The following is a 14,950-nucleotide window of genomic DNA, read 5'->3' as shown; positions in this document are numbered from 1 at the left end:
GAAACTATTTTTTAAATATTAAAAAAGAACACTGAGGATACGTCTATGTCAAAGCTGTTACCGTCAATAAAAAATCTGCCTGTGGCTGCCAAACTTTTTGGCGGGTTTGCAGTTTTAATCGTTATTATTGTTCTGTCCTCACTTATCAGCATTCAACAGTCCGCGAGTATCCGTGAGCATGCCTTAAAGGGCAAATTAATCAGTGAAATCAGCACCGAGCTCAATACGGCGCGACGTAACCGTTTGACTTATCAATTAAACCATGATGAAAAATCACTGCAGGCGAATAGAGTCGCCATTGATAAGATGGATCAAAAAGCGATTACGGGTCTCGACTTTACCTGGGACAGCGATGCCCGTGTTTTGTTTGATGAATTGCGCAGTACTATTCCTGACTATGCCACCCACCGTGATACGTTCGTTAAACTCGAACAGGTGACGGTCGAAAAATCGCAGAATTTAACCTCTCCTGCTCTCAAAACCCTGCTCGATAAATTCAGTACCCGCCTTGAGCAGCAGGAAACCATTTCAAAAGATGAAGTCGCGTTGCTCAATCACCTCAATAACACCTGGGCGGCCGCTTATGAAATTCAGTCATCTGCCGGAAAATTGGGGATGGATATCTTTAAGGCTCAATACGATGAGGCGATGAAGATTCTCCATTCCGAAAATGTCACTTTTACAGCCGAAGATAAAGAGATGGCTCAGGCATTCCTGAGCGGAATGCAGGATAATGTTGCCGCTTATGCTAATGCCCAGAAAGAGTCGCAGAGTGCCGCGACAGCGCTCACCGGCGTTGCAGAAAAAATTAATACTATTACGAATGATTTGGTAACTGGTCAGACTCAGAAAAATATCGATATTATTCAACGTGTGATGATCATTATGGGCATCGTCGCCGTGTGCGCAGTGCTGACAGGGTTACTGGTTGCCTGGCTGCTTACCCGCCAGATGACCCGCCAGATTAAACACAACCTGACACTGGCGGAACGTATTGCCGAAGGCGACCTGACCGCGATCATTGAGCCGCAGTCAACCGATGAACTGGGCCGCCTGACAATGGCAATGGGCGTCATGAACGACAAGCTTCGTGACATGATCACCCAAATTAAAGAGTCGGTCATTCACGTGGCGAACGCCTCGTCGGACATCTCCGCAGGCAACACTGACCTTGCCTCCCGCACCGAAGAGCAGTCAGCCGCGGTAGTCGAAACGGCGGCGAGTATGGAAGAGTTGACCTCAACGGTTAAGCGCAACGCAGACAATGCGCGTGAGGCCAGCCAGCTTGCAGGCGTGGCGGCAGAGCATGCGCGTTCCGGTGGCAAAATTGTCTGGGACGTGGTCAGCACCATGGAAACCATTACCGAAAGCTCCAACAAAATTACCGACATTATCAGTGTAATAAATGGTATTTCGTTCCAGACCAACATTCTTGCGCTTAACGCAGCCGTTGAGGCGGCGCGCGCCGGTGAGCAAGGGCGCGGTTTCGCGGTGGTGGCGGGTGAAGTAAGAAGCCTTGCCCAACGTAGCGCCCAGGCTGCCAAAGAGATCGAAGGATTGATAAAAGAGTCGGTACAACGCGTGACGACCGGCTCAGAAATGGCGAACAAAGCCGGTACCACCATGGAGCAGATTGTCTCCTCGGTCACCAATGTGAGTGGGATCATGAACGAAATCTCCAGCGCCTCGGAAGAGCAGAGCAGGGGTATCGATCAGATTGGTAAAGCGGTAACGGAGCTCGATTCCACAACCCAGCAGAATGCGGCGCTAGTTCAGGAGTCGTCTGCGGCGTCATTATCACTGGAACAACAGGCCGAACAACTGGCGCAACTGGTTTCCGTGTTCAAACTGAATTCAGAAACGGCTAAGCCGAAATACGCCCCAGCGGCAGCGCGCGCTAAGGTTAGCCTGCGACCCGCAGCGTCAACAGCGAACGGTTCTGACTGGGAATCGTTCTGATTACCAGCCCAAAAAAACGGTGCCCTCTTGAGCGAAGAGGGCACGGCTTAACACACCACGAGAGGCCCGGAAAACGCCGGGCACTTAACCGGTGCGTCTGAACACACAGCCGGAATTCATCTCAGCTCGTCGGGCCACGCAATAGCGTAGCCAGTATCATTTCTGACAATGTTCGCAAACCCCCTCGGTCCCAGATGCATGCCCGCAATAAGCAGATTTTCACGCACGGCTTGTGCGAGGATTCTTTTGCGCGTGTCTTCGGCCTGTGCGGGGTCGGCATCAAACAAAATCGTCACGGCGGGCTGTGCCGTCTGAATATGCGGATAATGGACAATGTCGCCCCATATCAGCAGGCTTCTTTCATGCGCGTCAATGCGAAACCCGCAATGCCCCGGCGTATGACCCGGTAACCAGACCGGGGTAATGCCCTTTATGATATTGTCTGCGCTAAAAAAACGCACATTCTCTGCATAGGCATCCAGCGTTTGTCTGGCCAGACGGAAATTACGCTGGCCGTGTGCACTCGCCTTTTTTAATTTGCCATCATCGCGCCAGTGACTCGCTTCGAGAGGATGCAAAAAGAGTTTCGCATGTTCAAATACAGGCCGTCCTTCGGCATCAAGCAGGCCGCCAATGTGGTCCGGATGGCAGTGTGTCAGTAATACGCTGTCCACATCGTTATGATTGACGCCGCTAGCCGCAAGCCTGGCTTTGAGCTGGCCCCCCGCGTTGTTCAACCCGCCTGTACCGGCATCAACCAGCATGGTTCGCCCCCGGCCGCGAATAAGATAGCCGTTGATATGGATATTGCCGGGCTCAGTCATTCCGGCCTGGCGCTGAATGGCTGCGGCATCCGCTGCTGCAATGCCTGACAATAAATCCAGGCTGACAGACATATCGCCATCACTCAGCGCCGTTACCTGAAAATCGCCAATCTGGCATGTTGGGAAGAAGGGCGCGTTCATCGGTATCTCTCCTGAGGATAAAATTCATTCCACTCTTGCTCGCTCTTTGGATCGGTATATGAGCACTCCACGAAATACAACATTGTCCTGCCTCCGCATGAGTAACCGCAGACAACCACTCACTCTGCTTAATGATTTTTACTCATGCTATAGGGTGTTTTGTGGCCTGGAAATCGATAATATTTCACCTGTTAGTGATATTTACTCACTAAATGGCATGGTCAGTTGCGAAAGAGAGCTCTTTTTATGCGCAGAAAAATACCCAGTAGCACTTCCCTGCAGGCCTTTGATGCCGCCGCACGACACGGCAACTTTGCCAGGGCCGCCGAGGAACTCTCACTGACGGAAGGGGCCATCAGCCGCCAGATAGCGCGCCTTGAATCGCTGCTCAACTGCAAACTGTTTGACCGGACAGGAAGCCGCGTAAAGCTTAACCCTGCCGGAGCACGTTATGCCCGGCATGTTCACGAAACGCTGGAGCGGCTCGAAAGAGATACCCAGTACATCATGGGGTTACCCGAGGGGGGCAAAAGTCTGGATATTGCCGTCCTGCCGACCTTTTCCAGCCGATGGCTGATCCCCCGTCTGCATAGCTTCATGTCGTTGTACCCGGACATAACCTTAAATATTGCCGCCAGCACCGACCCGTTTATTCTCACCGGAAGCGGCTTTGACGCCGTGGTTCATTTTGAACATCCCGCGTGGGCCGGTATGCGCACGCAGTTTCTGTTTCAGGAAACGCTGGTTCCGGTGTGTCACCCTTCGCTGTTATCGCAACAGGATATTTTTGAACAGTTAAACGCACTGCCGCGCATTCACCGACGGCAAAATCCCGAGGCGTGGCATCTGTATGCCCGGGAAAAGGGGATACACCTGGATAACCCAGGGCAGGGGGTTCGCTACGATCTGCACGAAATGGCAATAGCCGCCGTGATGGCAAGGCAGGGCGTGGCGCTGGTGCCGAGGATGTATGTCGAAAATGAGTTGAAGCGTGGCCTGCTGGTTTCACCCTGGCCCGAATCCGCAACCCTCAGCAAACGCTTCTGTTTAGTCAAACCGAGCGAAACGGGAGCGAATAGCGCCGCATTAGAGGATTTCGAGCGCTGGTTACTTGCCGAAATAGCGCCCCATCCAGAAGCTTTGGCGAAAAAGCTTTAACAGCAAAAGTCTCTGTCAGAAAGCGTACAGGCCCGCTCTCTTAAGATTGTGACACTACAAATATTAGGGATCGGGTGCGGGTAGCCTGCTGTTGACCTCAAGTTAACTTGAGCTTTTATGATGGCTGCCACGGACCAAGAGGGAGTTATTCTGGATATGAAAGATATTGATGTTGGATTCACCCATGTTGCTTTTATGGTCAGGGACCTGGAGAAAAGTATTGCGTTCTATCGCCGCTATGCAGGCATGGAGGTCGTACATCAGCGCGAACCCGGCATTCCGGATGCGCGCAAAGTCGCGTGGTTAAGCGATCATACCCGCCCGTTTGCGCTGGTGCTGGTTCAGGCGGACACCGTAACGGATACGCCGCTGGGCCATTTTGGTCACCTTGGCGTTGCCTGTGCAACCCGCGAAGAGATTGACCGCAAAACCGAGATGGCCATCGCGGAAGGCGTATTAAGAAAAGCGCCGGAAAACTTGGGTGACCCCGTCGGTTACTATGTGTTTTTTGCCGACCCGGACGGTAATACGTTAGAACTGTCATTCGGCCAACGTGTTGGGCTTGAAGCGATCGCCTCTGTAGACCGTGGCGCCCAAACGCAGGAACGATAAACACAGAGCGTACCGCCTCGCAGATTTTCGTTTGCGGGGCTTGCAACATATCGATGCGGCCCATCGCCCGGATGATTAACGATAAGAGAGGATCCATGACACAGGCGTTGCCGCTACTCACCCCGCGATTATTATTGCGCAAACTGACACCCGCTGATTTGCCGCAGCTTGCGCGCTACCGCAGCCTGCCCGAGGTCGCCCGGTTTCAAAGCTGGGTTCATTACACTGAGCATGATGCGCAGACATTATATGCGCAGCAGTGTTCGCTGGCGTTCAACAGCGAGGGGACCTGGTATCAACTGGCCGTTGAGCGGCTGGACGTGGGGGCGCTTATCGGCGATATCGGCATTCATTTCTTTGATGAGGGAAGACAGGTTGAACTGGGTATGACCTTTGATGTGGCGTATCAGAAGCAAGGTTTTGCCAGGGAGGCAATGGGGGCTCTCATCGCGATGCTGTTTAATGATTTTGCAAAGCACCGGCTCACCGCGGTTGTTGATACCCGCAACACAGCGGCTGTGAACCTGCTGGAAAAACTCGGCTTCCGCCGCGAAGCACATTACCAGCAGAATATTTTCTTTAAAGGCGCGTGGGGTGATGAGTATCTCTATGCGCTGTTAAAGAGCGACTATAGCCAGGCTTCTGCTGCATCGTCCGTGTAAATCATCGCCGCATCATCATTTTGCCCGGCACGCGTCTTCGATGCCAGTTCGTTGCCGGGCACCCTGCTTACCGGCGCGCTGGGTTGCGGGCCTGTTATTTCTCTGGCACAGAGATGCGCCGCTATGGTCATATGAGCCATTACTCATTAACAGGGCGAAAAGCATGCGTAATCTTCCACCCACTGCCACCTTGCGCGCGTTTGAGGTCGCCACGCGCCATGCCACCTTTACCTCTGCCGCCGAAGAACTTTTCATTACCCAAAGCGCCGTCAGCCATCAGCTAAAAAACCTTGAGGAACTCTGGGGGTTGCAACTTTTTCAGCGCGGTAAAACCCTGAGCCTGACGCCTGCCGGTGCAGCGCTCGCGCCGCTGGTGCGCGAATTTTTCAGCAAACTGGATACGACCCTTGCCGATCTGCGTGAACAAAATGGTCGGGTAAGATTGCGTGTCAACACCACCTATTCGTTTGCGCTGAAATGGCTGTTGCCGCGCCTGCCCGCCCTGGCGCGGTTACATCCGGAGATTCTGGTGTCGCTGGACAGTTCCGATAAAGCCATCAATTTTGCGGGGAGCGAGTCCGATGTGGCCATTCGCTTTGGTCATGGTAACTATCCTGGGCTCTTTACCGAGTTTTTGTTTCGCGAGCAGATTTTTCCGGTCGCCAGCCCGTCACTTTTGCAGCGTTTTGGTACGCCTGCTGAACCCGCCGAACTGCTGCGCTACCCGCTGCTAACGCGTGACGGCGCTGACCTGGTGCCAAAATGGGACGCCTGGTTTGAGCAAACCGGCGTTAATATCAACGTCCTGCATGAGAGCGTGCGCTTCGCGGATACCAATATGACGATTGAAGCCGCGCTTCTCGGGCAGGGTATTGCGCTGGCGCGCAGCGGACATGTGGAAAAAGAGATTGCCGAGGGGACGCTGACACGGCTTTTTGATATCCGGTTTCCTTCACCGGCCGCCTATTACTTTGTCTGCCCGCAGGGGATTGAAACCCAGTCGCATGTTGTGAAATTCCGCCACTGGTTACTGGATGAGTCACTGCAGGCGCAGCGGCGGTATCGTTAAAGTATGAGTATTTATTCATGGCGGGATGACAACACTTCACTGTTCATCGTGGTCAGGGCTGTTTAGCATCAATGCATGCCTGTAACGATGATTTCGCTGACGCTATTTGCAGCCTTGCTGCATGCCACCTGGAACGCGCTCTTACACGGGGGCGCAGACAGGCTATGGTCGATGACCATCATGTGCGTTGCCATTGCGCTGGCAAGCGCAGCCGCTGCCCTGTTTCTGCCGCTACCCGCTCGCGCAAGCTGGACGTATGCGCTGCTGTCCGCGCTGCTGCATGTGGGCTATAACTGGTGTCTGGTACGCAGTTATCAGAGTGGCGAGCTAAGCCAAACCTACCCGGTTGCACGAGGCTCTTCGCCGCTGCTGATCACCTGCGCGGCGGCGCTGTTCGCCGGTGAAAAAATCGCCTTTCATACCCTTGGCGGCATCGTACTCGTTTCGTCCGGGATCCTGATGCTGGCATTCAGACAGCGTCGGCTGGCAATGCCGGGGGTGAAACAGGCCCTGGCGACCGGGGTTTTTATCGCCGCCTACAGCGTGGCTGATGGTATGGGGGTACGGCTTTCCGGCAATGCGCTCTCTTATACCGTGTGGATGAGCATGCTCTGGGGGCTGCTGATGCCGGTGCTTTATATCATCCTGCGTGATAGCAAAAGTTTGCTTCGCTGGCAGCCAGGCTTGCTGAGTGCGGCGGCAGGCGGGCTGGTATCACTGCTGGCTTACGGCATCATTATTTTTGCCATGGCCGCCTCACCGATGGGCGCCGTTTCCGCGCTGCGTGAAACCAGCGTGCTGTTTGTGGCGGTGCTCGGTTACCTGTTTTTCGGCGAAGCGTTGACGTTTAGAAAACTACTGGCGTGCGTGGTGATTGTCACCGGCACACTGATCATGGGCTAAGTGAATCAGGAGAATCAACGATGTCAGAAAATCCGTCCATCGCGCTAATTGGCCCCGGTGCAATCGGCACAACCATTGCTGCCGTGTTGCATGAAGCTGGCCGCGCGCCGCGACTTTGCGGACGTACTGCGCATCCGAAGTTAGTGTTGCGTCACGATGAGGGTGAAATTGTGGTGCCGGGGCCGGTATTGACCGATCCGACGAAGATCGATCATCCCTGCGATCTGGTTTTTGTGGCGGTAAAAACAACCCAGAACGCTGACAGCGCAGGCTGGCTGAGCGCGTTATGTGATGAAAATACGGTGGTCTGTGCGCTGCAAAACGGCGTGGAACAAAAAAAACAGCTTGCGCCCTGGGTCAATGGCGCAACGGTACTGCCCTCAGTGGTCTGGTTCCCGGCGCAGCGTGAAGCGGATGACTCCGTCTGGCTGCGTGCCAGCCCGCGACTGACGCTGCCGGATGTCCCACAGGCAAAACGGGTCGTGGAGGCCTTGCAGGGGACGCGCTGCGCGGTTGAGCTGTCGGCGGATTTCCCCTCTGTCGCCTGGCGTAAATTGTTGCAAAATGCGGCGGCCGGTTTGATGGTCCTTGCCAATCGCCGCGCCGGAATGTTCTCCCGCGAAGATATCAGTGAACTGACGCTGGCGTATTTGCGCGAATGCCTGTCTGTTGCCAGGGCCGAGGGGGCGGAGCTGGACGACGCGGTCGCGCAGGAGATTCTGGCGGGTTTTAAACGCGCGCCAGCCGATTTAGGAACCTCGATTCTTGCTGACCGTCAGGCTAACCGGCCAATGGAGTGGGATATTCGCAACGGCGTCATACAGCGCTATGGTCACCTTCACGGTATTCCCGTTCCCATCAGCGATGTGCTGGTCCCTCTGCTGGCGGCGGGCAGCGAAGGGCCGGGCTGATCCGCGCCGGATTGATGATTGACCTCTGCGAGCGCCGCCTCTTTTAAGCCGTCTTCCCCGAAGACGGCCTGGCCGCGCATCCTTTGCGTGAGCTAAACGGCGCATAATCCATCCCGCTGCTGCGACCCGCAAGGGCAGCAGAACTAACCTGCACAGACAGACGTTATCGCCTTCCCCAAAAACTATCCTTTTCCTTTAAAATTGTACTGGATATTTAACCAGGTAATTGTATACTAATTCTGCAAGTTGGTTGTTTTTTAGCATAAGTGGTGAACGCTATGGTGATTCCTTTGGACACTCTCAATTTGAACGATCGGTCGCCGAGGATGAGCAGCCGTGAAATCGCAAAGCTGACAGGGATAGCCCACAACGAAGTCAAACGCATGGTCAAAAGCCTCGAGACAACGCAGCGTTTGTCGCAACCGGTACAGATGCAGCTCTATGAACGGGAAGGGGAGATGCGTCAGGAGTTCCTGCTTAACAAGCGGGATTCCGTGTTGACCGTGGCGCGTATCTCACCCGGCTTTACCGCCGATATCCTGGACAAATGGCAAGAGCGCGAGCAAACCATGAATCTGCCGGACTTCACCAACCCTGCGGCGGCGGCTCACGCCTGGGCCGAACAGTATGAAAAGCGTCAGCAGGCAGAAGCGCAGCTCGCGCTGACACTGCCAAAGGCTGAGTTTTTTGACTGGTTCGTCAACGTCGATGAGTCGCTGGGTTTCCGCCAGCTTTGTAAAATGCTCAAGGCAAAAGAGCCCGAGTTTCGTCAGTTTTTGCTGGAGCGCAATATCATGCAGCGCGTCAGCGGGACGTTACTGCCGGCGAAGCAGTATAGCCAGGCGGGCTATTTTACGGTGCACGATGGCGTCGGTGAAAACCAGCGCACCTGGTCACAGGCGCGCTTTACCGCGCGGGGCGTGAAGTGGATTGCCGGGCTGTGGGCCGGGCATCTTGCCTCACGTCAGATAGATCTGCGCCCGCCTGAACGTACTGAACCCAGCGCGCCAGGCCGCAACTGGCTATAAATGCTGCGCCGGGGTGTCCGTGCTTTTGTGAATGCCCATCGCCATGACCTGCGCCGGGTGGAATAGCGACAAGCTTTCCACCTGCGACAGAAGCAGGACTTTGCGGAAATCTACCGCCGCACGCACGTCGATATCATGGGCGTCGTACCATGCGCTGTAGTTGTGCTCAACGTGCAGGTCCAGGGTTTCGCGGTCACGATAACCGCTCAGCATCGGGATCAGCACAATGTTATTGGCATCCGCGCTGTCGAAGGTGGCGGTGTGGATCATGCCAATATAGATGCGCTGCGATGTCAGGGTTATCCAGGCGAGATCGCCTTTCTCCATACACTGATAAACCAGCCCCTCAACGCCGTTGGCGCGGGACAAATGCTTATACAACTCCCTGCGCCCGCTGGTATCAAGGCGGGCGGTTGGCGACCAGTTAGAACGCCACAAACAAAAAATGACGGCGAAGGCCAGCATAATGACTACCGGTGCCTGGATGCCTAAAAAGGTCCAGTTCATAAACGTCATATGCCAGTGGTGATATTCCGGGCCAAAAATAGCGGGCAATGCATTGGTGACGAGTGAGCCTGTCAACAGCGCCAGCCATAAAACGGCGGTAGCCAGCATACCCTGCAAAACAAACACGCAGCCATACAGGGCGACAAGGAAATAGACATCCCAGCCAAAGCTACGTTTGAATTTGAAACGGGTGGAGAGGTCATGGGAGCTGTACCAGTAACCACAGACCATCAAAACCATAAAAATCGCTGTGCCCATCCCTAAGCCCTCTTTAACGCATCGACATGCCGTTTGAAATCATCCTGCACCTTCTGGCAGTGGATATTCACCGACGTGTTACCATCTGCGTCAACAACGATCCGCTCGCCATCCTCAATGGCGTCCTGAATTTCACTGTGGCTCATCACCTGCAATAAGGCGTCCGGGCTGGCAAATAAAGATTTAAAAAACGTTCTCATCAAAAGACCTCCGGCACTAAGTATAGAGGCAAGTGAAAACTCTTCTGGTTGCAGCAGGCGGGAAGACGAGGATGAGAAGAAAATCCAGATTATCGCTACCCGGCGAAAACACCGCTTTACTGGTCTTCTTCACGTTTGCGGCGCAGCGCCAATAAAGGCGTCACCGATATGCCATGGATAAATACGCTGAGGGTAACAACCGTAATGGCAATATCCACCATCCTGATTGCCTCGCTTCCCGCCAGGCCATGAACCCAGGCATAAGCGATATAGTTCAGACTGCCGATGCCACGGATACCGAGCCACCCGAGGCTTATGCGATGAAACAGCGATTCGTTTGCGCGCCATGTCAGGATGAATACCGCCAGTGGCCGGACGACCACAAAGATAATCAATGCCAGCATCAGGGCAGTGGCGTCCCAGTGTAATGCGAAGGTCACCCCCAGAACGATGACCAGCGTCGCCGCCAGCAAACGCTCTACCGTATCGCCAAAAGACAACGCATCGCCGATGACGAGACCGACTTGCTTTATTGGGTTGCGCTCTTCCAGCGCATGTCGGGTGTGGGGATTTACCTGCATTTCCGCAGGTAAATCATGGTCGTCTTCCTCAGAATGGCGTTTCTGCACGCTCACTTCCGCACTACGCAAGCCGACACCTGCGGCAAACGCCGCCAAAAAACCGGACGCACTCACCGACATGGCCAGCGAGAAGCTCAGACAGATAAGGGAAAGCGCGATGAAATCGCTGGGGGCGACTTCCCCTTGCGCATGGCGGGAATGGGTGGCTGCAAGGCCAATGACTCTGCCAAGAAGAAAGCCGATCGCTAACCCGCCAATCAGCGCCCAGACCAGATCGACACTCACCCAGCGTAGCCATTCATCGGCGCCGATCGTACCGCCTGCTTTATACCAGACCACCGCCAGCATCAGAAACGGCAGGGCGGTACCGTCGTTCAGACCGGCCTCGCTGGATAACGCGATGCGCAGCCGGTCGCCGTCGCGTGCGTCATTGATTGCCACCAGACTTGCCAGCACGGGGTCGGTGGGGGCCAGGATAGCGGCTAACGCCAGCGAGAGGGGCCAGGAGAGATCTGCCAGAAAATGTGCCGCGACCATGATGCCTGCGATAGTTAACAGCATACCGGGCAGGGCCAGCATCCACCCCATTTTCCAGTACGGGGAGCTGAGCGGCAGGCGAATTTTAAGGCCGGTAATAAACAACGAGGCCGCCATCGCAATCTCGGTTATTCGGCTGGTTAAGGAGGCGTGTTGGACGATATCAAGATTGATCAGGCCAAGACCCCAGGGGCCACAGCCGATACCGACGATAAGATACAGCCCAAAGACGGGGACCGGTACGCGGCTAATCCACCCATAGGACAACGACATCAAAAGTAATAAACCACCGGTTGCTGCGGTCCACGCCAGATATCCCATACACCTCCTCAATCCTCAGCACAGCGTCTGTTCATCGAAAGGGTATAGCCCTTAACCGGGCGTTCTTCCAGGTCGGACAGTGAGCACAAAGAACAAGCAGTGACTTCATCTCTTTGAAAGTAAATGAATTGTATGGCCTGGATACTCCTCATTCTGGTTTTAAATACGCCTTATGTGAAATTTCCTAAGCTTTATTGACATGAATTTACAAAAGAGGTGGGTTGTGTCACAGACTACATCGCCTTTATGGGCGCGCGTCACCGGTGTTCTGGTGACCCTTTTCGGACTCGCATTTTTGCTGCCCGGCGGCTGGCTGGCCTTTATTGGCGGTTCGCCCGGATATCTGCTTTTTGGCTGCGGCTTCCTGTTCAGCGGCGTGTTGTTGTGGAGAAAGCGTCTGGCCGGGGTCTGGATTTATCTTTTCACCTTTGTCCTGTGCGTCATCTGGTCTTTATGGGAAGTCGGCCTGGATGGCTGGCAACTGATGCCTCGTTTACTGCTGCCTGCAGTTTTGGGCGTGTGGGTAAGCATGCCCTGGGTGGTTCGCCCTCTGACGCGCTCTGCGCCAGCCAGACGAAATGGCAGCGCCATCGCCCTGGTGTATGTGGTCGCGATTATCGGCATTTTCTGGAGCGGCTGGCAGATTTCGGATGCGCGTTTTGTCCATCATCAGCCGTTTCCGGCGGAGAAAACAACCGCCCTGACAGACGGCGAAAAGGACTGGAAATATTACGGGCGCACCGCTGAGGGTCAGCGATATTCACCGCTGGCGCAGATCACGCCTGCGAATGTCGCGCAATTGAAACTGGCGTGGCGCTTTGACTCTGGCGATGTCATGCAAAAGGGGGAAGACAAAGCCGGGCGTGAATTTAACCTTGAAGTGACGCCCATCAAGGTGGGTAATGCGCTCTATATCTGTACGCCCCATCGCCAGGTGATCGCGCTTAATGCCACGACGGGTAAGATGCTGTGGCGGTTCGACCCGCAGAACGATACCTCGGCCAATGAGTATCTGGCCTGCCGCGGCGTGGCGTGGAGCGAAAATACCGATGATACAGTTTGCCCGCAAAAAATTATCACGACCACGGCGGATGCCCGTATGGTGGCGCTCAACGCACAGACGGGTAAACCCTGTGCAAACTTCGGTAAGAATGGCTTTATCAGCCTGACCGATCATCTGGGCGATGTGCCGCCCGGTTTCCATTTCATCACCTCACAGCCGATGGTGATGGATGGACGCATTGTGCTGGGGGGCTGGATATACGATAACCAGTCTACCGGCGAACCCTCCGGCGTTGTCCGGGCCTATGATGTCAACAGCGGTGAACTGGCCTGGGCCTGGGATATGGGGCGTAACCCGCCCACCGCGCCGCTTAACCCGGGTGAGAACTATACGCGCGGGACGCCGAACGGTTGGGGAACCTATACCGCGGATGCTCAACTGGGGTTGATTTATATTCCGTTGGGCAATGCCACGCCTGATTATTATGGTGCGGGTCGACGCCCCTTTGATGACCGTTACTCCAGCGCTATTGTGGCGCTGGACATCCGCACCGGGGCGGAGCGCTGGCATTACCAGACGGTACATCATGATGTCTGGGATTATGATGTGCCCATTGGCCCAACGTTAATTGACCTGCCCGCTGAGGGGGGTGAAACGGTACCCGCATTGGTGCAGACCACCAAAATGGGACAGTTGTTCTTGCTCGACCGACGAACGGGCACACCGCTGGCGCAGGTTAACGAAAAGCCCGTTCCACAGCATCCCTCGCTGCCTGGCGAGCGTTTATCGGCAACACAACCTGACTCCGTGGGGATGCCGGATCTCTCTCCGGCTGATTTGCGCGAAACCGATATGTGGGGTGCCACGCCCTTTGATCAGCTCTGGTGTCGCATCCAGTTCCACCGTTACCGCTATCAGGGTAAGTTCACGCCGCCTGCAGAGGGCACGTCCATTGCCTATCCGGCCTTTGACGGCGTGATTGACTGGTACGGCGCCTCTGTCGATCCGCGCCATCATGTGCTGATTGCCAATACCAGCTACATCCCGTTCACCATGCAGGTAATGAAAAGCGAAGAGGCGATCAAGCAGGGATTAATGCAGAAATGGGCCGGTTGGGGAAGTGGAAAACCCTATCCCAAACCGAAAGAGTTTTCCGTCGGGCCGCAATATGGCACCCCCTGGGCGGCCATCGTTAAACCCTGGCTGGGCGCGCTGGATGCCCCGTGCAACGCGCCGCCGTGGGGGAAAATCTACGCCATCGACCTGGTGAGCAAAAAGATTATCTGGGAGCGTCCGGCGGGAACCACCCGCGATATGAACATTTTCGGCACCCATACCAATCTGCCCTTGCCGACCGGGATTTTCATGATGGGGGGAAATGTCATCACCCAAAGTGGGCTGATTTTTACCGGCGCCACAGCGGATGATTACCTGCGCGCGTTTGACGAGGCCAGCGGCAAAGAGCTCTGGCGCGCACGGCTTCCGGCAGGAGGGCAGGCAACGCCAATGACCTACCAGGGCGATGATGGCAAACAGTATGTGGTTATCGCTGCCGGTGGGCATGGGGGGCTGGGAACCCGCTCCGGAGACGCGTTAATGGCGTATGCCTTACCCTGAGTAAGCGTTTATCAGGCCGTCATCCTTTATTTTAATTCTCAGACCTGCTTATTCGGCAGGTCTTTTTTATCGGGCCAGAAAAGGGGAACTATCGATGTAACTCTCTTTTCTGTTGGCATTATTTACGCGCAATCTTCATGCAATATTTCAACAAGCGTAACGGTATTTTGGATTTAACATGGCGCTTGCCGCCTGGCTTATTTTTCATGAGACCGTCTATAGTTAATCTCTTATTGAAAACAGGAGGCGGTTTTTATGCTGTATATTGAGAAAGATGATCCCCGTGAAGCACCCGAGTCCGGAGATAAAAAACCTGATCCGGATAAAAAATAGAAGAGTCTAAAGGCCACGCTGTGTGGCCTTTTATATTTTATAGTCAATAAGTTGTGACTTTGTCGTGAGCGGGCGTCTTACGTTTTTCTGAGGGTGAGCCTGTCTGCGTCATTTAGCTGATTCGGGCATCTATAATCAGATGCATTAACGTATGCGGATAAAAAGTATATCGGGCCAACTAATACGACCATTTTCTTTATTGCTCCGGCGCAATTTTACCGCTTCGTTTTGTAACGTTTGCTCATACTCTTTTTTAGAGCGACAGTGTTTTTTTCACTACGATTTTTTCACAACAAACAGACAGACGGAATATTTCCGGCTTTGCC

14 protein-coding genes are annotated in these 14,950 nt (G+C 54.5%); 9 read left to right on the top strand and 5 right to left on the bottom strand.

Annotation, left to right across the window (positions count from 1 at the left end; all coding sequences use genetic code 11):
- Nucleotides 1–45: 45 nt before the first annotated feature.
- On the top strand, nucleotides 46–1,959 hold the full coding sequence (locus C5523_RS15245) for a methyl-accepting chemotaxis protein (protein WP_108701437.1): 1,914 nt from the start codon (nucleotides 46–48) through the stop codon (nucleotides 1,957–1,959).
- 116 nt (nucleotides 1,960–2,075) lie between these two features.
- Here the strand turns inward: C5523_RS15245 and C5523_RS15240 are convergent, their stop codons facing one another.
- Nucleotides 2,076–2,924, bottom strand: a complete 849-nt coding sequence (locus C5523_RS15240) for an MBL fold metallo-hydrolase (protein ID WP_108701436.1) — start codon at nucleotides 2,922–2,924, stop codon at nucleotides 2,076–2,078.
- A 246-nt stretch (nucleotides 2,925–3,170) separates the two neighbouring features.
- On the opposite strand from C5523_RS15240, the gene C5523_RS15235 reads away from it, so the two are divergent.
- The 3 genes from C5523_RS15235 (at nucleotide 3,171) to C5523_RS15225 (ending at nucleotide 5,356) form a co-directional block, all read left to right on the top strand.
- A complete protein-coding gene (locus C5523_RS15235) occupies nucleotides 3,171–4,082 on the top strand; it encodes a LysR substrate-binding domain-containing protein (protein ID WP_108701435.1) in 912 nt (303 codons plus the stop codon).
- A 156-nt stretch (nucleotides 4,083–4,238) separates the two neighbouring features.
- Complete coding sequence (locus tag C5523_RS15230) at nucleotides 4,239–4,694, top strand: VOC family protein (RefSeq protein WP_108702331.1); 456 nt, start codon at nucleotides 4,239–4,241, stop codon at nucleotides 4,692–4,694.
- Between the two features lie 95 nt (nucleotides 4,695–4,789).
- Complete coding sequence (locus C5523_RS15225) at nucleotides 4,790–5,356, top strand: GNAT family N-acetyltransferase (protein ID WP_108701434.1); 567 nt, start codon at nucleotides 4,790–4,792, stop codon at nucleotides 5,354–5,356.
- On the opposite strand, the gene C5523_RS27440 is transcribed toward C5523_RS15225, so the two are convergent.
- Nucleotides 5,323–5,496 (bottom strand): hypothetical protein, encoded by a 174-nt coding sequence (locus C5523_RS27440; protein ID WP_158276522.1) that lies wholly within the window; start codon nucleotides 5,494–5,496, stop codon nucleotides 5,323–5,325. The two genes, C5523_RS15225 and C5523_RS27440, sit on opposite strands and share 34 nt — an antisense overlap.
- A gap of 23 nt (nucleotides 5,497–5,519) precedes the next feature.
- Between C5523_RS27440 and gcvA the strand changes: the two genes are divergently transcribed.
- The 4 genes from gcvA to C5523_RS15205 all read left to right on the top strand — a co-directional run bounded on the left by gcvA (nucleotide 5,520) and on the right by C5523_RS15205 (nucleotide 9,267).
- Nucleotides 5,520–6,425: a transcriptional regulator GcvA gene (gene gcvA, locus C5523_RS15220; RefSeq protein WP_107223292.1), complete on the top strand. Its 906-nt coding sequence runs from the start codon at nucleotides 5,520–5,522 to the stop codon at nucleotides 6,423–6,425.
- Nucleotides 6,426–6,500: 75 nt separating this feature from the next.
- Nucleotides 6,501–7,328: a DMT family transporter gene (locus C5523_RS15215; RefSeq protein WP_108701433.1), complete on the top strand. Its 828-nt coding sequence runs from the start codon at nucleotides 6,501–6,503 to the stop codon at nucleotides 7,326–7,328.
- A 20-nt stretch (nucleotides 7,329–7,348) separates the two neighbouring features.
- Nucleotides 7,349–8,239: an oxidoreductase gene (locus tag C5523_RS15210; protein WP_108701432.1), complete on the top strand. Its 891-nt coding sequence runs from the start codon at nucleotides 7,349–7,351 to the stop codon at nucleotides 8,237–8,239.
- Between the two features lie 278 nt (nucleotides 8,240–8,517).
- Complete coding sequence (locus C5523_RS15205; protein ID WP_039079303.1) at nucleotides 8,518–9,267, top strand: phage antirepressor KilAC domain-containing protein; 750 nt, start codon at nucleotides 8,518–8,520, stop codon at nucleotides 9,265–9,267.
- Here the strand turns inward: C5523_RS15205 and C5523_RS15200 are convergent.
- From C5523_RS15200 to C5523_RS15190, 3 genes are all read right to left on the bottom strand, one after another.
- A complete protein-coding gene (locus tag C5523_RS15200; RefSeq protein WP_108701431.1) occupies nucleotides 9,262–10,032 on the bottom strand; it encodes a hypothetical protein in 771 nt (256 codons plus the stop codon). The two genes, C5523_RS15205 and C5523_RS15200, sit on opposite strands and share 6 nt — an antisense overlap.
- A gap of 2 nt (nucleotides 10,033–10,034) precedes the next feature.
- Nucleotides 10,035–10,232 carry a hypothetical protein gene (locus C5523_RS15195; protein WP_039079301.1) on the bottom strand — a complete coding sequence of 66 codons (198 nt, stop codon included), beginning with the start codon at nucleotides 10,230–10,232 and terminating at the stop codon, nucleotides 10,035–10,037.
- 116 nt (nucleotides 10,233–10,348) lie between these two features.
- A complete protein-coding gene (locus C5523_RS15190) occupies nucleotides 10,349–11,671 on the bottom strand; it encodes a sodium:proton antiporter (protein ID WP_108701430.1) in 1,323 nt (440 codons plus the stop codon).
- A gap of 223 nt (nucleotides 11,672–11,894) precedes the next feature.
- On the opposite strand from C5523_RS15190, the gene C5523_RS15185 reads away from it, so the two are divergent.
- Nucleotides 11,895–14,291: a membrane-bound PQQ-dependent dehydrogenase, glucose/quinate/shikimate family gene (locus C5523_RS15185; RefSeq protein ID WP_223878700.1), complete on the top strand. Its 2,397-nt coding sequence runs from the start codon at nucleotides 11,895–11,897 to the stop codon at nucleotides 14,289–14,291.
- Nucleotides 14,292–14,950: the final 659 nt, after the last annotated feature.

Origin of the sequence: Phytobacter sp. SCO41, from assembly GCF_003073275.1 — a bacterium.
GTDB lineage: Bacteria > Pseudomonadota > Gammaproteobacteria > Enterobacterales > Enterobacteriaceae > Phytobacter > Phytobacter diazotrophicus.
This window is presented reverse-complemented; position numbering and strand designations above follow the sequence as displayed.